At 37.3% G+C, this 24,157-nt stretch carries 21 protein-coding genes; 10 read left to right on the forward strand and 11 right to left on the reverse strand.

The genetic code is table 11. The annotated features are described in order from the left end of the window. Positions 1-24: 24 nt before the first annotated feature. From pgmB to B8977_RS12785, 3 genes are all read right to left on the reverse strand, one after another. Positions 25-678: a beta-phosphoglucomutase gene (gene pgmB, locus B8977_RS12775; RefSeq protein WP_084018122.1), complete on the reverse strand. Its 654-nt coding sequence runs from the start codon at positions 676-678 to the stop codon at positions 25-27. Further along, positions 679-2,028: an MFS transporter gene (locus tag B8977_RS12780; RefSeq protein ID WP_084018124.1), complete on the reverse strand. Its 1,350-nt coding sequence runs from the start codon at positions 2,026-2,028 to the stop codon at positions 679-681. A 148-nt stretch (positions 2,029-2,176) separates the two neighbouring features. After that, complete coding sequence (locus tag B8977_RS12785) at positions 2,177-3,217, reverse strand: LacI family DNA-binding transcriptional regulator (protein WP_084018126.1); 1,041 nt, start codon at positions 3,215-3,217, stop codon at positions 2,177-2,179. 193 nt (positions 3,218-3,410) lie between these two features. On the opposite strand from B8977_RS12785, the gene B8977_RS12790 reads away from it, so the two are divergent. The 5 genes from B8977_RS12790 to B8977_RS12810 all read left to right on the forward strand — a co-directional run bounded on the left by B8977_RS12790 (position 3,411) and on the right by B8977_RS12810 (position 10,517). After that, positions 3,411-6,380 (forward strand): SusC/RagA family TonB-linked outer membrane protein, encoded by a 2,970-nt coding sequence (locus B8977_RS12790; protein WP_084018128.1) that lies wholly within the window; start codon positions 3,411-3,413, stop codon positions 6,378-6,380. 19 nt (positions 6,381-6,399) lie between these two features. After that, positions 6,400-8,022, forward strand: coding sequence for a RagB/SusD family nutrient uptake outer membrane protein (locus B8977_RS12795; RefSeq protein ID WP_084018130.1), 1,623 nt, complete (start codon positions 6,400-6,402; stop codon positions 8,020-8,022). 19 nt (positions 8,023-8,041) lie between these two features. Continuing rightward, entirely contained in the window at positions 8,042-9,085 is a 1,044-nt protein-coding gene (locus B8977_RS12800) for a SusE domain-containing protein (RefSeq protein WP_084018132.1), read from the forward strand. 231 nt (positions 9,086-9,316) lie between these two features. Continuing rightward, entirely contained in the window at positions 9,317-10,066 is a 750-nt protein-coding gene (locus B8977_RS12805; protein WP_084018134.1) for a glycerophosphodiester phosphodiesterase, read from the forward strand. A gap of 55 nt (positions 10,067-10,121) precedes the next feature. Further along, positions 10,122-10,517 (forward strand): ribosomal maturation YjgA family protein, encoded by a 396-nt coding sequence (locus B8977_RS12810; protein WP_084018136.1) that lies wholly within the window; start codon positions 10,122-10,124, stop codon positions 10,515-10,517. 51 nt (positions 10,518-10,568) lie between these two features. Here B8977_RS12810 and B8977_RS12815 read toward each other — a convergent pair whose 3' ends face one another. The 3 genes from B8977_RS12815 to B8977_RS12825 all read right to left on the reverse strand — a co-directional run bounded on the left by B8977_RS12815 (position 10,569) and on the right by B8977_RS12825 (position 14,166). After that, on the reverse strand, positions 10,569-10,979 hold the full coding sequence (locus tag B8977_RS12815) for an OsmC family protein (protein WP_084018138.1): 411 nt from the start codon (positions 10,977-10,979) through the stop codon (positions 10,569-10,571). 125 nt (positions 10,980-11,104) lie between these two features. Continuing rightward, complete coding sequence (locus B8977_RS12820; protein ID WP_084018140.1) at positions 11,105-12,925, reverse strand: lysophospholipid acyltransferase family protein; 1,821 nt, start codon at positions 12,923-12,925, stop codon at positions 11,105-11,107. Beyond that, entirely contained in the window at positions 12,925-14,166 is a 1,242-nt protein-coding gene (locus B8977_RS12825; protein ID WP_084018142.1) for an aspartate kinase, read from the reverse strand. The genes B8977_RS12820 and B8977_RS12825 overlap by 1 nt, the downstream gene beginning before the upstream one ends. 307 nt (positions 14,167-14,473) lie before the next feature. Between B8977_RS12825 and B8977_RS12830 the strand changes: the two genes are divergently transcribed. Together B8977_RS12830 and nadA are read left to right on the forward strand one after the other, a co-directional pair. Further along, on the forward strand, positions 14,474-15,589 hold the full coding sequence (locus B8977_RS12830) for a C1 family peptidase (RefSeq protein WP_084018144.1): 1,116 nt from the start codon (positions 14,474-14,476) through the stop codon (positions 15,587-15,589). A gap of 92 nt (positions 15,590-15,681) precedes the next feature. Beyond that, on the forward strand, positions 15,682-16,686 hold the full coding sequence (gene nadA / locus B8977_RS12835; protein ID WP_084018146.1) for a quinolinate synthase NadA: 1,005 nt from the start codon (positions 15,682-15,684) through the stop codon (positions 16,684-16,686). 14 nt (positions 16,687-16,700) lie between these two features. Here the strand turns inward: nadA and B8977_RS12840 are convergent, their stop codons facing one another. Together B8977_RS12840 and B8977_RS12845 are read right to left on the reverse strand one after the other, a co-directional pair. Beyond that, positions 16,701-17,174, reverse strand: coding sequence for a hypothetical protein (locus B8977_RS12840; protein WP_084018148.1), 474 nt, complete (start codon positions 17,172-17,174; stop codon positions 16,701-16,703). A 30-nt stretch (positions 17,175-17,204) separates the two neighbouring features. After that, a complete protein-coding gene (locus tag B8977_RS12845; RefSeq protein WP_084018150.1) occupies positions 17,205-18,938 on the reverse strand; it encodes an agmatine deiminase family protein in 1,734 nt (577 codons plus the stop codon). 205 nt (positions 18,939-19,143) lie between these two features. Here B8977_RS12845 and rsmI point away from each other — a divergent pair, with 205 nt between their 5' ends. Next, positions 19,144-19,815: a 16S rRNA (cytidine(1402)-2'-O)-methyltransferase gene (gene rsmI / locus B8977_RS12850; protein WP_084018152.1), complete on the forward strand. Its 672-nt coding sequence runs from the start codon at positions 19,144-19,146 to the stop codon at positions 19,813-19,815. Here the strand turns inward: rsmI and recJ are convergent. From recJ to B8977_RS12865, 3 genes are read right to left on the reverse strand one after another with little or no spacing between them, the layout of a single operon-like run. Then, entirely contained in the window at positions 19,812-21,515 is a 1,704-nt protein-coding gene (recJ, locus tag B8977_RS12855; protein WP_084018154.1) for a single-stranded-DNA-specific exonuclease RecJ, read from the reverse strand. The two genes, rsmI and recJ, sit on opposite strands and share 4 nt — an antisense overlap. Positions 21,516-21,565: 50 nt before the next feature. Further along, positions 21,566-22,312: a uroporphyrinogen-III synthase gene (locus tag B8977_RS12860; protein WP_084018156.1), complete on the reverse strand. Its 747-nt coding sequence runs from the start codon at positions 22,310-22,312 to the stop codon at positions 21,566-21,568. 13 nt (positions 22,313-22,325) lie between these two features. Further along, entirely contained in the window at positions 22,326-22,982 is a 657-nt protein-coding gene (locus tag B8977_RS12865) for a DUF4271 domain-containing protein (protein WP_084018158.1), read from the reverse strand. Between the two features lie 67 nt (positions 22,983-23,049). Between B8977_RS12865 and B8977_RS12870 the strand changes: the two genes are divergently transcribed. After that, positions 23,050-23,769, forward strand: a complete 720-nt coding sequence (locus tag B8977_RS12870) for a polyprenol monophosphomannose synthase (protein WP_084018160.1) — start codon at positions 23,050-23,052, stop codon at positions 23,767-23,769. Further along, positions 23,766-24,149, forward strand: coding sequence for a DUF4296 domain-containing protein (locus B8977_RS12875; protein ID WP_084018162.1), 384 nt, complete (start codon positions 23,766-23,768; stop codon positions 24,147-24,149). Before B8977_RS12870 ends, B8977_RS12875 begins: the two co-directional genes overlap by 4 nt. Positions 24,150-24,157 lie beyond the last annotated feature (8 nt).

The following is a 24,157-nucleotide window of genomic DNA, read 5'->3' on the forward strand; positions in this document are numbered from 1 at the left end:
AGAAAATAGACGTTCTATATTCTTTTAATTATTTTCTAAATTTTGTAAAAACTCGTTTGTGATTTGAGTGAAATCTGTAAAAATATAATCAGCTTCATTCAAAGTTGCTTTGTCACCGATTCCGATGCTCAACATCCCTGCAATATTTGCAGCTTGAATTCCGGCAACTGCATCTTCAAAAACGACGCATTCGAGCGGATTTACGTTTACTTTTTGTGCGCCAATGAGGAAAACTTCAGGATCGGGTTTGGCTTTAGAAACGTCATTTCCATCTACAATTGCATCGAAAAATTCAATCAATCCAACTTTTTGCAAAATCGGTTTTGCATTTTTACTTGCAGAGCCGAGGACAATTTTTCCGTTGATTGATTTGATAAATTTTAATTTCCCCAAAACATCAGGCAGGATTTCAGAAGCATCCATTTTGTCGATGTATTTCAAATAATCTTCATTTTTCTGAATTAAAAAACGTTCAAAATCTGAAGTTAAAATTTCTTTTTTCCCTAATTTCAAAATGATTTCCAGCGAACGAACCCGGCTTACGCCTTTCAACAATTCATTGTGTTCATGCGTGAAATCAATCTCTAATTCATCTGCTAATTTTTTCCACGCGAGATAATGGTATTTCGCGGTATCGACAATTACACCGTCAAGGTCAAATATATAAGTTGTAATCATTTAATTGGTTTTAACAGGTTCATCCACATCATTTACCCTAGCCACAAAAAGAGCCGCAATAATTAACGCAATCCCGCTTGTCATTAAGGCATAAATCGGATTTCCACCGTAGAAATATTTCACAATGGGACCGCCGATGATTGCATTTACAATCTGTGGCATACAAATGAAGAAATTGAAAATCCCCATATAAACACCCATTTTTCTTGCAGGAATTGAACCTGCCAAAATCGCGTAAGGCATTGATAAAATACTGGCCCAAGCAATTCCAACACCAATCATGGAGATGATTAAATAATTTGGATTATGAATGAAATAAATAGAAATCAATCCCAAACCTCCTGCGATTAATGAAATTGTATGCGTTCTTTTTCTTCCTAATCTTTTGGCAATTGCCGGCAGGAAAAATGCATATGCAGCCGAAACCGCATTGTAAACGCCAAATATGATTCCGACCCAGTCTCCGGCTTTTTGGTAAGTTGCCGAATGGCTGTCATTTAAAGGCAAACCATACACGTGGTGTGCAATCGCCGGCGTAGAAAAAACCCACATGCCGAACAGGGCAAACCAAGTAAAAAATTGAACTACCCCGAGCTGTTTCATAGTTTTTGGCATTTGTCCAAAATCTTTGAAAATTTGGGTAAGATTTGTTTTTTCTTCTACTACCGAAAGTTTTCCCTCTGCTTTGTCAAATGCTTCTAATTCTTGCGGCGAATATTCTTTATTGGTAAATATTGTAATTAAGACCGTTACAATAATTGCAATCGCGCCAATGCAAAATGACAAAATCAAATGCAAAGGAACTTCACCAACGGCAGCCTCATTTGGAACATTGAACCAATTGCTCAAAACATAAGGCAGCCAAGAACCAATCACAGCGCCCAATCCAATCAAAACGGTTTGCAATGAATAGCCCAAAGTCCGCTGGTCTGACGGCAGCATATCTGCCACAAATGCGCGCATCGGTTCCATCGCAATGTTAAAGGAGGCATCCATAATCATCAGGAATCCCGCCCCCATCCAGAGTGCAGGAAGAATTGCAGTAAACGCATCGGCTTGCGGCATCAAAATCAATCCAATGGAAGCTAGTAATGCTCCCAAGAGAAAATAAGGTTTTCTTCGTCCGAATTTTGACCAGGTATTATCAGAGTAATGTCCGATTATGGGTTGCACAATCAGTCCCATCAAAGGAGCTACAATCCAAAACCATGATAACTGATGAATGTCTGCACCAAAATTGCTTAGAATCCGGCTGGCATTTGCATTTTGAAGGGCAAATCCCATTTGTACACCAAGATACCCAAAACTGAGATTCCAAATTTCGAGAAATCCTAATTTACGCTTTTTCATTATCGTAATTTATTGTTTAACAATACGATAAGCGCGCAGCTTATCAAAACTTATAAAAGGGTGAGAAGTAAAAATATAAGTTTCGATTTGGCAAATATAAAAGATAAATTGATTGCTAACCTGTAAGAATGTTATTTTAACTTTTATTTTACTTTGTTGAATCACGTTCAATCAAATCCGTTTCAATGACAATGGTTTGGTGGTAATCTTCTTGTGTGATTCCTTCGAGTTTGTCGATTAAAAGACGCGCTGCCGTTTCACCGATTTTGTCGCCGTGCTGGCTTACCGCTGTAAGACTCGGATAAGAATATTTAGGTAAAACCCCATCTGAGAAAGCAATGATGGAAACTTCATCAGGAATTTTAATTTCTTTTTTCTTGAAGAAATTGGCAGCCGTGATGGTATAAAACTCATTCACGCCTATTAATCCGTCAATATCCGGATGATACTGCGTCAATTTTTCCAATTCATTAAAAATAAATGATTCGATTTCGTCGGATTTTAATACATCTTTTACTTTGATAATGAGTGTTTCATCTACGCTTAAATTATTTTTTTCCAAAGCATTTCGGTAGCCTTTCTTCCTCAGATTTCCTACTGAAACGAAATCTTCCGTAGTAACAAAAACAATCTTTTTGCAGCCTGTTTCAATCAGTTTTTCAGTCGCTTTTTGAGCACCTTTTTCGTCATCTATGATTACTTTGTCACAGTTGATTTCATCTACTTGTCTGTCAAACAATACGATAGGAACGCCTTGTGAAATCGTTTCTGTAAAATGATGGTAATCTTTGAGTTTGAGCGTTTCCTTGGCAACCGAAAGGATAAATCCGTCAATGCTTCCATTGACAAGTGTCTGCATGTTGATGACCTCTTTGGAAAAAGAATCATTAGAAACTGCGATGATGACGTTATAATTACGTTCATTGGCAACACTTTCAATTCCTTGGATTACTTTGGTAAAGAAATGATTGACAATTTGCGGAATGATAATGGCGATGGTTTGAGAAGATTTGTTTCTGAGACTCAGTGCGATACTGTTGGGTTTGTAATTGTACATTTTGGCAAATGCCTGAATTTTTTCCCGGGTTTCCAGCCCGATTTCTTCGTTGTCCCGAAGGGCTTTTGATACGGTAGAAACTGACACATTTAATTCTTTAGCGATTTGTTTTAGTGTAACATTTTTTCTCAAAGCGGATTTTATTTAATTAGTATAGCTGTAGTTAAGAAATAATTCGATTTATTAAAGAAATCTTAAAACTTATCAACACGAAAACGTTTTCGTGACTTTTCGTAGTGTCTTTTATACACTAATGTAAAATCTATTTACATAATTTTAACACCGAGAAGTAAAAATATAACAATTTTTTACAAATATCTGAGGTATGAAAATATTTAAAAAATTAATGATGGTTTGTATGCTGGTTGTGCCAATCTGGCTCGCTGCACAAACTACAGTGAATGGTGTAATATCAGAGCAGGGAACAGGATTTTCTTTATCTGATGTAACGGTTACAAATGAAAGCACGTTGGAAGAAACTTTTGCCGACATGGATGGAAATTTTACCATTCAGGCACATAAAGGAGACAGGCTCGTATTTTCATTAGATGGATACGATGATGTAATTGTAAATTACAACAATGAATCATCGGTAAATGTTGTGATGCGTACAGGTTCAACTTATCAGCTAGACGATGTGGTTGTAATCGGTTATGGAACTACAACGCATAAAGATGCAACAGGTTCGATGGTTGCGGTAACGGAAAAAGATTTCAACCAAGGTTTAAATACTGCACCTGAGCAATTGTTGACAGGTAAAGTAGCCGGATTGCAAATCAATACAGCTGGAGGAGCGCCCGGCACAGGGTCTCAAATTAGAATTCGTGGAGGCTCTTCAATAAACGCGTCCAGCGATCCTTTATTTGTAGTTGATGGTGTTCCTATGGACAATGGCACGACTGTAGCAGGTTCTTCCAACCCGTTGAACTATATTAATCCTAGTGATATAGAATCCATCAGTGTTTTAAAAGACGCATCAGCTACTGCAATCTATGGTGCGCGCGCTTCTAACGGTGTAATTATCATTACAACAAAAAGAGGTAAAAAAGGAAAAAAATTAGGAATTAACTTCAACAGTACCGTTTCAGTTTCTGAAAGAATGAATCAGGTAGATGTTCTTTCTGCAGATGAATTCAGAAATGCTGTCATGCAGAGAGGTTCTGAAAGTGTTCAGGCACTTTTAGGAAATTCAAATACCAACTGGCAGGATGAAATTTTCAAAACTGCCTTAGGATACGATAATAATTTAGGTATTACAGGAATGATTACAGACAATTTACCTTTCCGAATTTCATTGGGCTACACCAATCAAGACGGGATTTTGAAAACAGGTAATTTCGAAAGAACTACGGCTTCAATTAGCTTAACGCCAAGTTTATTTGACAATCACTTGACAATTGACATTAACGCAAGGGGTTCGTACGAAGAAAACAGATTTGCTGATGCAGGAGCGATTGGAAATGCAATCCGTATGGATCCTACTCAGTCGGTTTATGCTGACAGTGATAGATTTGGAGGCTATTGGGAATGGTTGTTGAATGGGGTCCCAAATGTAAATTCCAATCGTAACCCATTAGCTATGCTAATGATGAAACAAGATTTAGCTTACGTAAGAAGAAGTGTTGGTAATATCAAATTCGATTACAAAGTTCATGGATTTGAAGATTTGACAGCAACTTTGAATTTAGGATATGATTATTCTGATTCAAATGGTAAAAACTTAGTTTCAGATTCTGCTGCTTTGAGTTATGCAGCTGGTGGAATTAACAAAGATTATAAACAAATCAGAAGAAATAATTTGTTCGATTTCTATTTGAATTATAATAAAGAAATTCCTTCTATAAAAAGTAAAATTGATGTAACTGCAGGTTACTCTTACCAAAGTTTTGATTATGACAATTATGAAATTAATCAAAATTTTAGAAGAACAAAAGAAAACCCTGAAACTTATTATGACATCAACACTCGTGTATTGATTGGCTTCTTTGGTAGATTAAATTACACATTCAACGAAAAATATTTACTGACAGCAACAATAAGAAGAGATGGCTCATCACGTTTTTCTAAAGACACACGTTGGGGATGGTTTCCATCATTGGCTGCCGCTTGGAATGTCGCAGATGAAAATTTCCTTAAAGATTCAAAAACCGTTTCCAATTTGAAATTGAGATTGGGTTGGGGTATAACTGGTCAAGAGAATTTAGGAGGAAATCCATATCCTTACCTTCCGATTTATATGTCTTCAACCAACCAATATGCTTATTATCCGATGGGTAATGATAATTTTGTGCCGATTCTTCGTCCTAACATTTATGATCCTTATTTGAAATGGGAAGAACAAACCACCTGGAACATCGGTTTAGATTTTGGGTTCTTTAATAACAGAATGTGGGGGTCAGTTGATTTTTACAAAAAAATCACAGACGACATGTTGCAGACAGTTGCAGCACCGCTTCCAAACTTAAATAATCAAATTACGACTAACATCGGTTCGATGGAAAATCAAGGGGTTGAATTAGCTTTAGGCGGAGATATCATACGCACAACAGATTTGACCTGGACTTTGAATGCAAATGCAACTTATAACGAAAACGTAGTAACCAGCATTTCAGGTGGGGGCAATCAGGATTTTTATACCACCGGAGGAATTTCAGGAGGTATAGGAAACAACGTTCAGGTAATTATGGTAGGTGCTCCGGCCGGGTCTTTCTATGTTTATGAGCAAGTTTATGATCAAAACGGTTCTCCAATTCAGGGGGCTTATGTAGATAGAAATGGTGATGGAATCATCAATGAAGAAGATTTAAGAGCTTTCCACTCCGGACGTCCTGACTGGACTTTAGGATTAAATTCAAATCTGACTTATAAAAATTGGGATTTTGGATTCTCTATGAGAGCAAGTTTAGGAAACTATAACTATAACAACGTTGCTTCTGACATCGGAACTTATGCGGGGCTGATCGGAACAAACGGCTTCCTTTCAAACGTACAATCTGATGCTTTAGATACTGGATTTATTACCAATGAATATTTCTCTGATTACTATGTTCAAAATGCATCTTTCCTTAGAATGGATTACTTGACTTTAGGTTATACTTTCCATAAAGTTTTTGGAAAAACTGATATTCGTTTCAACGGAACAGTTCAGAATGTATTTGTAATTACAGATTATGATGGTTTAGATCCTGAAATCATTCAGACAAATGCAGACCCAAGACAGGCTACAATGGGAATCGATAATAATTTCTATCCTCGTCCGAGAATTTTCTCATTGGGTGTAAACGTAAACTTTTAATTATTTAAATCAATTTAAAATGAAAAATATAAAACCCATATTGTTTTTATTGCTTTCAGGTTTGATCTTTACTTATTCATGTATCGATGATCTGGACGTAGCGGTGGAAGACCCGGACGAAATCATCGGGGAAAATGCATACCAAAGCTTTGATGATTACACATCAGGTATCGCAAAAGTATATGCAGGTCTGGCTTTGTCTGGACAGCAAGGCGGAACAGGTCAGGGAGATTTAGGTGGAATTAATGAAGGCTTTGGACAATACCTGCGTGCTTACTGGCAGATGCAGCAATTGCCAACCGATGAAACCAAAATCGCTTGGAATGACGGAACGCTTCAGACTTTCAATTTCCAAACCTGGTCGAGTTCAAGTGAATTCGTAAACGCCGGTTACAGCCGTTTTTTATACGAAGTAGAATTGGCAAATCAGTTTCTGAGAGACTCTCATGATGGTCGTTTGGATGCCATCGGATTAACTCCAGAACAAAGAGCGGTTGTTTATCAATACCGTGCAGAAGCACGTTGGTTGAGAGCATTAGGTTATTACCATGCTTTGGATTTATTTGGAAATGTTCCATTCAAAACTGAAAATGACCCCGTCGGAAGTTTTTATCCGCCACAATATACCCGTACGCAATTATTTGAATTTGTAGAATCTGAATTGTTGGCGATCGAATCAGAAATGCTTGATGCACGTTCTGCCCCTTACGGACGTGTTGACAAAGGAGGTGTCTGGGCTTTGCTCGCAAAAATGTACCTGAACGCAGAAGTTTACATCGGTCAGCCAAAATATGCTGAAACAGTTGTCTATTGTGAGAAAATTATGAATGCCGGATATTCATTGGCAAATAATTATGAGAATTTATTCCGTTCTGATAATCATGTTGGAGAGGCAAAAAATGAAATAATATTTGCGATTCCTTATGATGCTAACTACACGCAAACCGATGGAGGCACAACTTTCATCATCAATGCTTCTATAGGTGGAGATGCAAGTCCGGCAGAATTAGGTGTGCCAGGTGGTGGATGGGGAGGAATACGCACAACCAAAAACCTGGTTTATCTTTTTGCTCCAGACGGAAACGTAAATAACGTAAACGATACAAGAGGAAAAGCTTATTCAGCAGGAAATGGGATTTTCTTTACCGATGGACAAACTTTAGAAATCAACGAAATTGGTCAGTACAAACAGGGCTATGGTGTATTTAAATTTAAAAATATTGATTCAGATGGTACACCAGGAGCTAATGGTGAAAACAACACATTCCAGTCAAGCGTAGATTATCCGTTGTTCAGATTAGGAGATGTTTATTTAATGTGGACAGAAGCGAAACTGAAAACAGGAGGTGCAGATGCGACTTATGTAAATATGTTAAGAACGCGTGCCAATGCAGCAACCGTTTCTGCCGGACAAATCAACGATCAGTTCATCTTGGACGAAAGAGGAAGAGAGTTGTACTGGGAAGCAACCCGTAGAACCGATTTAATTCGTTTTGGTCAATTTACAGGCGGAAGTTATTTATGGCCTTGGAAAGGACAAAATCCTCAAGGTACTTCAACTGATGCCAGATATAATTTGTTTCCAATTCCTGTTTCAGACTTGGCAGCAAATCCAAATCTGACTCAAAATCCTGGTTATTAATCATTAAACATTAATTGTTATGAAAATATTTAATTATATATTGAGTTTCATCTTTATCTCAGGATTGATTACATCTTGTTCAGATGATGATTTTACAAAAACAAATCTTAATGATGCCCTAAAACCGTCCATTACATCTCCTTCAGAAGGATCCTCGTATGAATTATTGCAAGAAAATGCAGGAAACGAAGCTTTCACAATGGAGTGGGAAGAAGCTGATTTTGGAGTGAATAGCCCTGTTAAGTATGATGTTCAGGCTTCTTCATCGGAAGATTTCTCAGAGACTACAAATGTTATAACTGCTTTAACGGGAACATCTACAAGTTTGACTGTGGGCAGACTGAATGCAGTTTCACTTTCCTCTGGACTACCTTTTGATGTAGAAGGTAATTTGTTTATTCGTGTAAAAGCTTACTTAGGAGTTGCTGGTTCTTCTGGTTTTATCTATTCAGAACCAATTTCTTTAAATGTAACACCTTATGAGCCATTGATAGATTTAAGCACCCCTTGGGGTATGGTAGGGTCAGCTGTGCCGAATGGATGGGAGGGACCCGATGTTCCTTTCTGGAAGACAGATTTAAATGGAATTGATGATGGCAAATATGTAGCTTATGCGACACTTACAGACGGCGATATAAAAATAAGAAAAGACAATTCATGGGATGAGAATTACGGTGGAGCAGCTGGAACTTTAGTGTCTAACGGAGATGATATTCCTATGACTGCCGGAACCTATAAATTTAATGTGGACATGAACGCTTTGACTTATGAATTTGAAGAATATTCATGGGGCATTGTCGGTGACGCAACACCTAACGGATGGAACGGACCTGATGTGCAGCTCCAGTACAATGGAGCGACAAATACTTGGGATGCAGAAGTTGAATTTACCAATGGAAATATCAAATTCAGGTTTAACAACGCTTGGGCATTGTCTTACGGAGACACAGGCGCTGACGGAACCTTAGAATCTGAAAATGGCGCAGATATTCCGGTAACGGCAGGTAATTATTTGGTAAGTGTTGATTTTACAAACTTAACTTATAGCATAACACCTTTATAATCAAAAATATTATCAAAGACTGCCCTCAAAAGCAGTCTTTTTTCTTAAAGAAATTCACAACAAAATTGATTAAGAAATAAATCTTGAAAACTTTGAAGTGAATCCTCATACTTTTTGTACTCTTAAATCCTCTTGCGAAATCAAGAGGATTTTTTAGTTAAAATTAACGCTCACCTTACCACTTTATAAATTTTTTGAAGTTTAATTTGTAGTAAATTTATCTTTGTAGAAATGAAATTCGTTTTAAATCTTTTGTTGATGACCTTATCAGTTCTTGCATTTTCGCAAACCAAAGTAATTGCCCATCGCGGAGCATTCAAAGCACAAAATCTTCCTGAGAATTCAATCGCTGCATTGGAGGAAGCCGCACGAATTGGTTGTTTTGCGAGTGAGTTTGACGTGCGCATTACCAAAGACGGAGAAATTATCGTCCACCACGATGATGATGTAGATGGATTAATTATTTCTGAAACGAACCTCAAAGAATTGAGAAAGCACAAACTTCCCAATGGCGAGAAAATCCCGACGTTGGAAGAATATTTAAAAGCCGGAAAAAAACTTCCACAAATGCGTTTGGTTTTGGAAGTCAAAAAATCAAAACAACCGGAAATGACCTTGGAAGCCGCACGTAAATCAGTTGAATGGGTAAAAAAACTAAAGCTCGAACATCAGGTCGATTACATCACATTTGATTTTGAAGCGGGAAAGCTGATTGCAGAATTAAATCCTGATGCAAACGTTGCCTATCTGGAAGGTGACAAAACCCCTGAACAAGCAAAAACAGCTGGCTACAACGGGCTCGATTACCATTATTCAGTTTATCAAAAAAATCCAAATTGGATTGAAGAGGCACATGATTTAGGGATGACTATCAATGCGTGGACGGTCAACGAAGAGGCCGATATGAATTGGCTTATCGAACAAGAAGCCGATTTCATTACAACTAACGAGCCGGAACTTTTGATTAAATTACTTCATTAACAGTCTATTTTCCATATTCTATTCTATTTTTTATCAGGTTTAACTACCTTTGAGAATGTTTCGATTCGATAAAAAATACGGTTTGATTTTCCTGGCGATTTTGATTGTTGAAATCATTATTGCACTTTTCGTGAAGAATCCAACCATCAGAGGAAGCATTGGTGATGTTTTAGTCGTAATTCTGATTTACTGTTTCATTCAAACCTTTCTCAACTTCGATAAAGCTAAAACCATCATTTGCATAGGGATTTTTGCAATTTTGATTGAAATTTCCCAAGCATTTAATTTGGTAGAAAAACTAGGTTTACAAGACAATAAGTTAGTTTCAACAGTTATGGGGACAACGTTTGATATGAATGATATTTGGGCTTATGTAGCAGGCTGTGCCGTCGTTTACATGTTGGAATTTTCCAATGAAAATACCAGACCTAAAAAGAGGAAATTGTTTTGATAAAATAACTTTGACAAAGTCCTGAACTTTGTCAAAGTTAAATCTCATTTCTTACTGTAACTGCGCTTCCAATGTAATTTCAAAGCTAAATGCTTTGCTAACAGGACAATTTTCTTTTGCGCTTTGGGCAATTTCCTGAAATTGAAATTCAGAAATTCCCGGGACGCTGGCTCTCAAGACTAATTCTGATTTTGTGATTTTCCCATCGCCTAAAGTTACAGTCGCATCCGTCACCAATTCATCAGGATTGAAGCCGGCTTCAGTCAAATCTGCACTCAATTTCATCGTGAAACAACCTGCATGTGCAGCGGCTAATAATTCTTCAGGATTAGTCCCAACGCCTTCCGCAAAACGACTGTTGAATGAATATTGTGTCTTGTTTAATGTGGTGCTTGCTGTGGTTAGATTTCCGCTTCCATCTTTTACGGTTCCGTTCCAAACGGCTGTAGCTTTACGTTTCATATTTGAAAATTTTAATTTGTTCGGATTAAAGTTAATTCAAAAATGATTCCTCAAAAGAATTTGAAAAGCAAAATTTAGGTTAAAATCTTAATGAACTTAACTTCTTAATGGTTTGTGAAATGAAATCAATGTCCAAGTTTTTTATTGAGCTCAGCCTGCAATTCTTCCAAAACAGGTTTCACGGTGTTTTCGGGTAAATCGCTGATTCTGATATACATCAATCCATCAATCGCATCGTTGAATTTCGGATCTACATTAAATCCTATCAAACGTGCATTTTGTTTGATGTATTTTTTAATTAAAACCGGAAGACGCAAAACGTTAGGTTCCAGTTCATCAATCAATTTGTCAAATTTGTTCAAATCCGCTTCCGCTTCATCAAAGAAAAATTCTTTGTCTTCGTCTTTTAATTTCAATTTGAATTCATTTTTAGCACGTACATACTGAGCCACATAAGGGTCGTAGTAATGCGACTTCATAAATTCAATCATCAAAGATTTTGAAAATTCAGAAAATTGATTGCTGATGCTGACACTCCCAATGATATATTTCTGTTCCGGATTTCTAAGAGTCAAATGAACGATTCCTCGCCACAAAAGGAACAAAGGCATGGGTTTTTGCTGGTAATCTGAAACTACAAATGCGCGTCCCATCTCGATGCATTTTTTGAAAAACGGATGAATTTCCGGTTCGAAATGAAACAATTCATTGATGTAAAATCCATCAATTCCAAACTGTTCGTAAACCTCTTTTCCAAGTGCCATGCGGTATGCACCCACAAGTCGTCCGGCTTCATTGTCCCATAAAAATAAATGGTGGTAATGAACATCATAGCGGTCGAGGTCGATTTCCTGATTGGTTCCTTCGCCGATTTCCCGAAAAGTCAATTCGCGTAAACGCCCTATCTCACGCAAAATATTTGGAATTTCCTGCGCTTTGCTGAAATAACATTCGTAATTATTATTGGTAAAAAGCAATGCATCTTCGACTTTGCGAAGCGCATTTATTTCTTCCAAAATCAATAACGGAGATGTTTCCGGAACGATCGGTTTGGGTTTTTTATTGGTTGTATTGATGGCAATTGTTGAAGGAATTTTCAGCGTATCCATCAAAGACGATTTTTTTTGGGTGTAATAAGTAGAAAGCGAATAAGTTTTTTTGCGCATGAATTCTGTAAAAGAAATTATGTCTTCAAAATCCTGCTGATGCTTCGCTAAAATGGGTTTCCCAATCCTTATCTGAATCGGTTTTACGCGTGGCCTCGCCATTTCAGATGGCAGCAAAGCCGTTTGTAAATTGGGATGAAGCTTTGCCATTCTGTAAAAAAACGGACTGTTTCTCGCTCGAAAATACATCGGAATCACGGGAACTTCCAGCTTTTTTATGAGTTTCATTGCCGATTCCTGCCATTCGCGGTCAACGATATTTCCTTCTTCATCTTTCGCAGAAACTTCTCCCGCAGGAAATATTCCTAAGCAGCCACCTGCTTTGATATGTTTCAATGCAGCTCTCATTCCACTGCTGCTATTGTAAGCTTCTTTTCTTGATTCAAAGGGATTTACGGGAATGACCATCGGTTCCAATGGTTTTATTCTGTGTAGCAGAAAATTGCCCATCACTTTGAAATCGGGGCGAACTTTGCTGATGATGTGCATCATCAAAATCCCGTCCAGCGCACCGAGCGGATGATTGGAAACGATGACAAACGGACCTTCTTTCGGGATGCGTTTTACGTCTTCCTCGTGCAATTCGTAATTTATTTCCAAATCATCCAAAAGATATTGAAGAAATTCGGGCGCTTCTTTCCCCAGACCTCTTTTGTAGAGATCATTTAGCTTTTCCAATCCGCTTATGTTTTTAAAACCCCATGCAATTGGCAAACCTAAAATCCCCAATTTCTTGAGTCCCGAAACGTTGTATATATCTTTGGTGCTTACTAACGCCATTATTCTTTCACTATAATTTGCAGCGTATTTTTGATGATTTGTCTGAGCAATTCCTGGCCGGAATGAATGGTTGCTTCAGATTTCTCATCAAAATGTCGCAATGTGTATAAAGATACATTTTTTTCCAAATCAACCTTATACAAATTTTTAATTTCCTCCAGAAACAAATCCAGCTGAGTGTATTTATCTTCCACACAAAGAGAAAGAGTAATGGCAGAATTCTGCATCATATTTACCTTGATTTTCAAATCATGCAAAAGATTAAAGATCGCACTGATTTTATCTTCAGTTATAAATGAAAAATCAAGCGTTGTCAGCGTAATCAAATGCTGTTCTTTCTTGATTATAAAACATGGAATGAAAGGTTCTAGTAATTGCCCTTTCCCGATTTGGGTTCCGTTTTCCTTTGGATTGATGAATGATTTTACATAAAACGGAATCTCTTTTGAACGAAGTGGCTGCATCGTTTTCGGATGGATTACGGACGCGCCGTAATAAGCCAATTCGATTGCTTCTTCGTAAGAGATTTTATTCAGCAATTGTGTGTCTTTGAAATAACGCGGATCTGCATTCAAAACACCAGGCACATCTTTCCAGATGGTCATTCCTTCTGCATTTAAACAATAAGCGATGATTGCCGCCGTGTAATCCGAACCTTCTCTTCCCAAAGTTGTCGTAAAGAAATTCGCATCCGAACCCAAAAATCCTTGCGTTACATAAAATTCATTCTTTTGCAATCTGGAAAAATTCTCTTCGGTCAATTCCCAGTTGACTTTTCCTTCACGGTACGTATCATCGGTTTTGATAAAATCGCGCACATCCAACCAAGTGTTTTTTACCTCGATTGAATTTAAATAGGCGCTTACAATTTTTGTAGAAATTAATTCGCCGCAACAAACCACCTGATCATAAACAAAATCATAATTCGGTGATTTATTTCGTCTCAAAAAAGCATTCAAATCTTCGAAAAAAATATAGATCTCCTTCTTTATTTCTTCAGAATTCTCAAACAATTCTTCCGCAATTGCGATGTGTTGTTGTTGAATTGAAATTACTTTAGAAGTAAAGTCAGCCTTTTCAAAATATAACTTTACGACCTCTTCCAAAGCGTTAGTGGTTTTTCCCATGGCGGAAATCACCAAAAATGTGTTTTTGTAACCTGCTGTTTTTAAAACTTCTGCAAGATTTTTTACGCTGTTTGCGTCTTTCACGGACGCCCCCCCAAATTTGAATACTTTCATTGATTTTTTTACTGATTTTAACCAGTCAGCAAATATATACAATGCGCAATCCACACACAAATCCACGTCCAACTTATGGTTTCAGCCAATATCCAATTCATCAGCTTAATTATTGAATGGGCGCGCCCCGTTCCTGCCTTTGGTGAGGCATGCCCGCGGTCGGGCTATCCGCTACAACTCCTCGCTCGTTCCTCGCTGTGGGGTTTTCACTACTATCCCTCGCGCAGAATTTCGTTTTCATAGAGTAAATTCGTTTTTCTTTTTGGAATTAATGTAATTTTACTTAATTTTTAAATTTAATTTCAACATGAGAAAATTAACCATCATAGCAGGTGTCTTATTATCTGCATTTTCTTTCGCACAAAAAATAGGCGAGTACCAATTTACACCATTAGTCAACAACGACCACACGCAAGTCACCGACCAGGGACAAACCGGAACCTGCTGGAGTTTCTCCACCGTTTCCTTCCTCGAATCAGAAGTAAAACGTATCAACGGAAAGTCCATTGATCTTTCAGAAATGTACATCGTTAAGAATACCTATCCAAAAAAAGCATATAACTACGTTTACCGTCAGGGAAAAGCGCAATTTTCCGAAGGAGGATTGGCACATGATGTGATCAACGCAGTACGAACAGACGGAATAGTTCCTTTTGAAAATTATACTGGATTTGTGGGTGACATCAGCAGTTATGACCATTCCGTCATGGTCAACCAATTGACCGGATATGTAGAAAACATTGTCAAATATCCCAATGCTTTCCTCAAAGAAAACTGGATGCAGGAATTCGACACCACTCTCGAAAAATATATGGGAAAAGAACCCCAATCATTTACTTATGAAGGGAAACAATACACGCCTCAGCAGTTTGCAGCTCACCTAAAAATCAATCCTGACGATTACGTTTCATTTTCATCTTTTACAAATGTTCCCTATTACAAACCTTTTGTTTTGAGTATTCCTGATAATTTCTCCAACGGCTCATTTTACAATTTACCTTTGGACGAATACATGCAGTTGATGGCTGACGCATTGCATAAAGGATTTACCATTTCATTCAGTACAGACGTGAGCGAACCGACTTTCAGCGCAAAAAATGGAATGGCCATTCTTCCTTTGGAAGGACAAAAAGAAGATTACTTCAAAGTTTTATTACCGGAAAAATGGGCAACTGCAGAAGACCGCCAAAAGAATTTTGAAAACTATACAACCGTTGACGACCATTTGATGCAAATCACCGGAATTTTGAAAGACCAAATCGGAAACCAATATTTCGACGTAAAAAACTCTTGGGGAACCAATCTTGCAAATGGCGGAGACATTTATATGTCTGCAGCTTACATGCGTATGAAATCTATTTGTTTTTTAGTTCATAAAGATGCCTTGTCAAATGATTTGAAGAAGAAATTGGGAATTCAATAATGATTGGGATTTCATTTAGAATTAATCCAAAACATTCGGAATAAAAATTGCAGAAATCAGAACCAACAACCAATTACCCATAAGAATTAAAAATGCAAACATTAGAAAAAGCAGCGGCAACGCTTCCCATTAAAGGATACATGGACATGGAAATTCCGAAAGGAATGGATTTAATTGTGGAAATCAATCGACTTCGCAAAGAAAAAAATGCCGTCATTTTGGCGCATTATTATCAGACCGGAGACATTCAGGATATTTCCGATTTTTTGGGAGACAGTTTACAGTTGGCACGTGCGGCGGCGAAAACCAATGCAGATATGATTGTTTTTTGTGGAGTTCATTTTATGGCAGAAGCTGCAAAAATCCTCAATCCCACCAAAAAAGTGGTTTTGCCGGATGTTTTGGCCGGATGTTCTTTGGCGGATTCCTGTACGGGAGAAGGTTTACGCGCATTTCGTGCACAATATCCGGGTTCGATTGTCGTGAGTTATATAAATTGTGACGCCGGTGTAAAGGCGGAAAGTGACATCATCGTGACTTCTTCCAATGCGGAACACATCATCAATGCTTTGCCGCCTGAGCAAAAAATAATTTTTGCGCCCGATAAAAATTTAGGAAGATATTTGAATCAGGTAACCGGACGCCAGATGATTTTGTGGGACGGTGCTTGTATGGTGCACGAAGCATTTTCGCTCGAAAGAATAGCACAGCAAATGGCTGAAAATCCAAATGCGAAACTGATTGCGCATCCGGAATCGGAAGAGCCTGTTTTGCGAATGGCGCATTTCATCGGTTCTACTTCACGTTTGTTGGATTTTGTGGTGGAAGACGAATCGCAAGAATTCATCATCGCAACCGAAGAAGGAATCATCCACGAAATGCAGAAATTAGCGCCCAATAAAAAACTCATTCCGGCGCTGACACAGGACGAAAGCTGTAACTGCAGCGAATGTTTTTACATGAAACGCAACACGATGGAAAAACTTTATCTCTGTATGAAATATGAATTACCCGAAATCCATATCGACGAAGAATTACGCGTGAAAGCTTTGAAATCGATTAATCGAATGCTGGAGATGTCGGAGAAGATTAAATAAGAAGATTAAATTATTTATAAATTAAACGGATTGTTGGTTAGTATATAATTTACGAGATTTAAACTTTGACGCTGATGCCAATTAATAGCAGTAGGTCGATTAGACCCTCGGCGAGTAATTTTTCCAAGTGGAATTTCTAAAATAAAATCTTTTGGGACAGCAATGTTCATTATTTTAAAAAATTCTCTGCGTGGCCAAAAACCTCCATCTCTTACTGATGAAATAAAAATGTCATAATTCCCGTTGCTATCAAAGAAATTCTTAAAATCATTAATAATATCTACAGTATCGGTAGGTGAATTAATAATTATTCGAACATTTCTGCCATAACGATTTAATCCTTCCAAAACAATTCGAAAATCTGAAAAAGTTGCTGGATAAGATCCTGCAACAACTTGGTATCCTAGATTAATAAGATTATTTGTAAGAAGATAAATCGTCTCACTTTTTCCTACTGATTGTGCTCCTCCAATTAAAAGACATTCCATTTTACTGTTTTACAATTATTATAAAATAACCTACTTCACCACCAACTTCTTCGTCACTTTCCCAAATTCTCCTTCAAAAATTACCAGATAAATTCCGCTCCAAGACGAATTCAAATTCAAAGTAATCTGACCATTTCCATTGTCTATCTTTTGATTAAATAAATTCTCCCCCAAAACATTGTAAATCGAAACATTTACTTGTCCCGAAATGTTTTTCAAATTGAAATGAACTTTGTCTTTTGCAGGATTTGGATAAGGACCCTGGATGTTATTTGCCGCAAATTCTTCCGTTGACATTTGTGTCACATTGAACGTCCAAAAGCCTTCCGGCGCAGGCAACGGTCTTGAAATTGATTTCCCTGAATTCGCTTCAGCCCAGATGTAATAATTGATTTCTTCCGCATCAGTCGGAATAGTAAGATTTGTCGTCCATATATCTCCTGAAGTATTGGTCATCGTTGCTTCCTGAAATACAGTTTCATCTGATTCTTTCCAAAAAACCTTCGCTTCTTCCACACCTGAAATGTGTTTGATTTGTGCTTCCACAGGAATATTGGAAGTGGTAGTCACATTTCTTAATTTTTCATGTGTAATCCACAACGGATTAGCAACACCAATCGTATGCGTGATGCAATGAATCGCGCCGCTCAATGCAATCAAATTTTCGGTATTGTCCACATCGATTCCCACAATTTTATATCCAGGCATCAAATCTTCCCAAATCTGCAATGCTTCCGCATCTACTTCCGGTCGATAAGTAGGCACGAGAATCGTTTTGTTTATGATAACCGCATTTGTGTAAGTTCTGTATGGTGCGCCGTTATCAGGATGGCTTCCATTCGGACTTGGCGGTGCGGGAATCCAATGAATTTCATAATCATTTCCGAAAGGTGTTTGAAAAGTATTGGTGATGTATTCGATATTTTCTTCGATTTGAGGGCCATCTGCTACGCCTTCAGGATATTGACTCACCAAAATCGTTTCTTCATCGAGCAATTTCATGTGCATATCGATATGGTGAATTCCATCATAAGGCAGCGTTTCCATTTTTCTATATGAATCAATTCCCATATAATTTTTTAGAATTAAATCAATTTGTTCTTCCGATTTAACGCTTACGCCATAAGGATTTCCAGCAGCATTTTCATCCAGAATTAATTTCGAAGCAAATGCATTTCCCATTCCATCCGACATGAAATTTCCACCTGTATTGACCAAATCATTTGGCGAATTATCAGTCACATAAAGCGGTATGTCCAAATAATCTGCATGATAAGAAGGCAATAAATTATCCTGTGGACGAGGACGGTTGTAAATCCAATCGACTAAAGCGCGCTCGCCCACATCATTCGTGTAAACCGTGTTTCCGGCATAATCCCGAATCCAAATACTATTGCTTGGTGCATTCAAAAATTCAACATTCGTCAAATCGATTCCATTAGAAGTCAAATAATTTTGAACTGAAGTTTGATTTTGTGTAGCAATCAAAACCTTACATTCCTGAATGGCAGCAGCGACAATCTGTCTTTGGATATTTTGAAATTCATTTGTCCAGCGAATCACTACATATTCCACCTCTTCCCATTGCGCCGCCGTTCTGACAGGCAATTCAGGAGCGGGTGTTATTTGCGTTCCTTTGAATTGGAAACTCGTGATCAGACCTTGTTCTTCAGCGGTTAAACCTTTGGGAAGAACTTCTTGTGCGTTTAGATTGGAATTAATTATAAATAAGGAAAAAAGAATTCCGAAGTAAAATTTTTTCATGTGTGTTGTGAATTAAGTAGCTAATGTAGAAAATATTATGATTGAAAATTATTTTTAAATGTGTCATTGGCTTCGCCGAATCTCCGATTTCTGACGAAGGAAGAATCTAATTCTATTTTTTTAATAGATTTCTAGTACCTCGAAATGACAAGGACTATTTTTTAAATTTAAACAAATTATAAATATTTCGAACTAATTTTGCGAGATGTCCGGAATACTTTATTTAGTGCCCACACCGATTGGAAATCTGAAAGACATGACTTTCAGAGCGATTGAAACTTTGAATGAATCTGATATAATTCTTGCTGAAGACACACGCAACAGCGGAATTCTTCTGAAACATTACGAAATTTCAACACAAATGCGCAGTTATCATGCGCACAATGAACATCAGGTAACCGAAGAAATCATCAAACAATTGAATGAGGGAAAAACCTTTTCTTTGATTACAGATGCGGGTTCGCCGGGAATTTCAGATCCGGGATTTTTGTTGGTTCGGGCTTGTGTGGAAAATGGAATTGAAGTAATTGCCTTACCGGGCGCGACGGCTTTTGTTCCGGCTTTGACGGTTTCGGGATTGATTTCAAATGAATTTATTTTTGTAGGTTTTCTTCCGGTAAAAAAAGGCCGCCAATCGAAATTAAATGAATTAAAAGAAGAAAAACGAACTTTGGTTTTCTACGAATCTCCTCATAAAATCACACGGACTTTAAAGGATTTGGCAGAAATATTCGGCTCCGAAAGAAAAGCAAGCTTATCGAGAGAAATCACAAAAAAATTCGAAGAAACGCTTCGCGGAACTTTGTCGGAATTACATAAAATTTCTGAAACCCGAAACTTAAAAGGCGAAATGGTTTTGGTAGTGGAGGGGAATTAATCCCTAAACCGAACATCCCTGATGTTCAACTGTAAATAATTAACTCCTTTCCAGTGATTTTCTTCGATGGAATAAATCGCATCGAATTTCCGGTATTCAAAGTCATGTTTCAGATTCCCCATGCCAAATGCAACAGCAGATAGCTCTGACTTTGAAGATTCATCATAAAGAGAAATTCTCAAATGCTCACCCTCTTTTCCCATTTCTTTTATTTTTCCACCGATGAGGTTTTTGGTCAGAAATAAAGGCGTCATATTTTCCGGTCCGAAAGGTGCAAATTGTTTCAACAATCTTCGGAATCGGTCATCAATTTCAGAAAATTGAATTTCAGCATCGATTTCTATGCTCGGTTTGCGTTGATTTGGTTTGATTTTTTCTTTGACCAATTCTTCAAATCTTGCTTTGAGCAAAGGAAAATTTTCTTTTTTGAGAGAAAGCCCCGCTGCAAATTTATGTCCGCCATATTTAGTCAATAAATCTGAACATCCATCTACGATTTCATACAAATCAAAATCTTTGACCGAGCGTGCCGAACCCGTGATTTCTTCGTCATTTCCATCGGTCAAAACTAAAGTAGGACGGTAATAACTGTCTGTCAATCTTGATGCTACAATCCCCAAGACTCCTTTGTGCCAGTTTGGATTGTAAACTACCGTGGAGAAATTTTCTTCTTCTTGATTATCTTTGATTTGTTGAATGGCTTCTAGTGTAACGTTGCCATCTTTTTCTTTTCGGGCATCATTAAGAGTAGAAATATCCGAAGCAAATTGTTTGATTTTTTCAGGATTTTGAGAAATTAACAATTCAACAGATTGTGAAGCATGTTCCAATCTTCCTGTAGCATTAATTTTAGGCGCAATTGAAAATACGATGGAAGAAATATCAGCTCGTTTTCTCTGCTCTTCTCCCACCAAACTTGCCAATCCGATTCGTGGTAAGGTTCTCAATTTTTCCAATCCGAAATGAGCTAAAGTCCTGTTTTCATCGATGATGGGGACGATGTCTGCTGCAATGCTGACAACCGCCAAATCAAGGTATTCAAAAACAATTTCTTTTTCGATGTTTAATTTTTCGGCTAAAGCCTGAATTAATTTAAATCCAACTCCACAGCCACTTAATTCTTTAAAAGGATAATTACAATCAATCCTTTTCGGATCTAAAACCGCAACTGCATCCGGTAAAATCTCTCCGGCCAAATGGTGGTCGCAAATGATAAAATCTATATTTTTTCCATTGGCATAATCAACTTTGTCAATTGCTTTAATTCCACAATCCAATGCAATAATTAAGGAAAAATTATTGTCGTCCGCATAATCAATTCCCTGATTTGAAATTCCGTAGCCTTCACTGTATCTGTCTGGAATGTAATACGAAACATTGTCGTAAACTGATTTCAGGAAGTCGTACATCATCGCAACAGCAGTGGTTCCATCTACATCATAATCGCCATAAACCATGATGTTTTCTTGGGAATCAATTGCTTTGAGAGTTCTTTCCACGGCTTTGTCCATATCTTTCATCAGATAAGGATCATAAAGATTTTCAAGGCTGGGACGAAAGAAATTTTTGGCTTTTTCAAACGTATTGACTCCTCTCTCCGCCAAAATCGTAGCCAAGGGGTACGGCAAAGTGACTTCTTTCATGAGCAAGTCAACGAAAGATGAATCAGGTTTAGGTTTTAAAACCCATAGGTTTTTCATCGCCTAAATTTATAAATATTCAGCTACAACCCCAATTAAATCAGATAAAATTATTTTTTATTGACTTCCTTCACGTACTTTTCAAGTGCCATGGTCATAGAAGGCGTTTCCGGAGTTGGAACCTCTATGTCTATTCTTAAACCTAATTCCTTAGCGGCTTGTACTGTTGTTTTTCCAAATACGGCAATACGTGTATTGTCTTGTTTGAACGTCGGGAAGTTTTCAAATAAAGATTTAATTCCAGACGGTGTAAAGAAAACTAAAATGTCATATTTAACTTCTGTCAAATCAGACAAATCACTTGAAACTGTACGGCAAAGAATTCCTCTTTCCCAGTTCAGATTCATCTCATTTAAAAATTCTGGAACATCCGGATTTAAAACATCAGAGGAAGGAAGTAAGAACTTCTCATCTTTATGCTTTTTCAAATAAGGAGCCAAATCATTGATATCTTTTTCTCCGATGTATATTTTTCTTTTTCGGTAAACGATGTATTTCTGAAGATAAAAGGCTATTGCCTCTGATTGACAAAAATATTTCATGTCATCAGGCACCTGAAATCTCATTTCTTCTGCCAATCTAAAATAATGGTCAATCACATTTCTACTGGTAAAAATGACAGCGGTATATTTAGAAAAGTCAACTTTCTGAGACCTTACATCGCGTGCATCAACGCCTTCAACTTTGATAAAAGAACGAAAATCAACTTTGATTTTAGTTCTTTTGCTCAATTCATGGTAAGGAGAAGAGTCAGTTGTAGGCTGGGGTTGGGAAACAAGGATGGATTTTACTTTCATTTTAGTCATTTAATTACCAAATGGTTAGAAATTTATACAATACTAATAAGGGTAAAATTTCAAGTGCACAAAGATACAAAATATTATAATACCAATTCTTGCTAATTTGTTCCTGCTGATTTTTGGTTCTGTAAACGAACTGCCAGGCTCTTACAATTATCAGAATGCTGATGCAGGCAATAAAAATTGGTAATTTGGGTAAATTTGAAAAATAAAAAATCAGAACCGATAACCATAAAACCGCTACAGAATAAAATCTGTAATAGCTCGAAACCCGGAAATTAAATGTGTTATTGTGTGTAACTTTGAAGGCATAGGCACCCAATAAAGCAAAAAAAAATTTAAGCCAAAAAAATAAAATCAAAGCCAAACCTACCATCAATGCTTTGGTGATGGGCAGATAAAATATATAGTCATAATCCTGCGTCAGATAAGGAACACAAAGACTTCCCAACAAAATTGCAAATAAAAATTGATTAATCAACGAAAAAATCTGCTGATTGTCATTCACATCTACAAATTGTTCCAAATTGCCTATTGCATAAAAATGGTTGGTAAAAAGTACTTTGCTGATGACCAATACAAGCATAGTCAAAACCAAAACACCAATTACCCAATTGAGGTTTTCTATTGGTCGTTCCGTAAAAATTGTTGTAGTTAAAACAATCATAATCTTTGCAAAAATACAAAAGTGCAGTATAGGAATGATTATATTAGCCACTTAATTTAGAAGCCCGATGTCTGAGCGTTTGGTCATCATCCCAACTTACAACGAGTTGGAAAACGTAGAAAATATAATCCGCAAAGTTTTTGCACTCCCCGCTGACTTTCACATTTTGATTGTGGATGACAGTTCCCCTGACGGAACGGGTTTTATAGTGAGAGAATTACAAAAAGAATTTCCAAAATTATTTTTAGAAACCCGAATTGAAAAAGATGGATTGGGGAAAGCTTATACACATGGTTTCAAATGGGCTTTAGACAGAAGCTATCAGTACATTTTTGAAATGGATGCAGACTTGTCACACAACCCCGAAGACCTTCCCAAATTATTACAAGCTTTAGAAAACGGAAATGACGTTTCCGTAGGTTCACGTTATTCACATGGTGTAAATGTGGTCAATTGGCCCATGACAAGAGTTTTGCTTTCATTCATCGCTTCGAAATATGCACGTTTTGTTACGGGACTTCCGGTAAATGATGCCACGGCAGGATTTGTAGGTTACAAACGAATTGTTTTGGAAAAATTGGATTTAAATCGTATAAAATTCAAAGGGTATGGATTTCAAATTGAAATGAAATACAAATCTTGGAAGAAAGGCTTTAAAATTATTGAAGTTCCGATTATCTTTACAAACCGCGTTGCGGGCGAATCTAAAATCAGTGCCAACATAATGGGAGAAGCCGTTTTTGGAATTCTTATGTTGCGAATTCGAAGTATATTTGGAACCTTATGAGAAATTTCTTTTTTCTTTTTTCTGTAATTTTTCTCTTTTCCTGCAGCCATATTGTAGAGAAACCCAAAAATCTCGTGAGCGAAGAAAAGATGACTGAGATTCTGATTGACATTTACCTTCATCAGCAATCTTCTTACTTGGCTGAAATAGGAAGTAAACCTTTGGATTATGCTAAAATAAATGCGCATTTGCTCAAACAACACAGCGTGAAAATCCAAGACTTCGAAAAGAGTTATGAATACTACGTCCTCAATCCGGATATATATGAGCCGATGCTGGTTGAAATCAGAAATCGATTGGAAAGCCGCCTACCTGAAGAAGAACGTATCAGAAAGGAAAACCTGAGGAAAGAAGCAGAGAAAGCTGCTGAGGAGAATTAGTTCTGATT

Origin of the sequence: Moheibacter sediminis, from assembly GCF_900176425.1 — a bacterium.
GTDB classification, from domain to species: domain Bacteria; phylum Bacteroidota; class Bacteroidia; order Flavobacteriales; family Weeksellaceae; genus Moheibacter; species Moheibacter sediminis.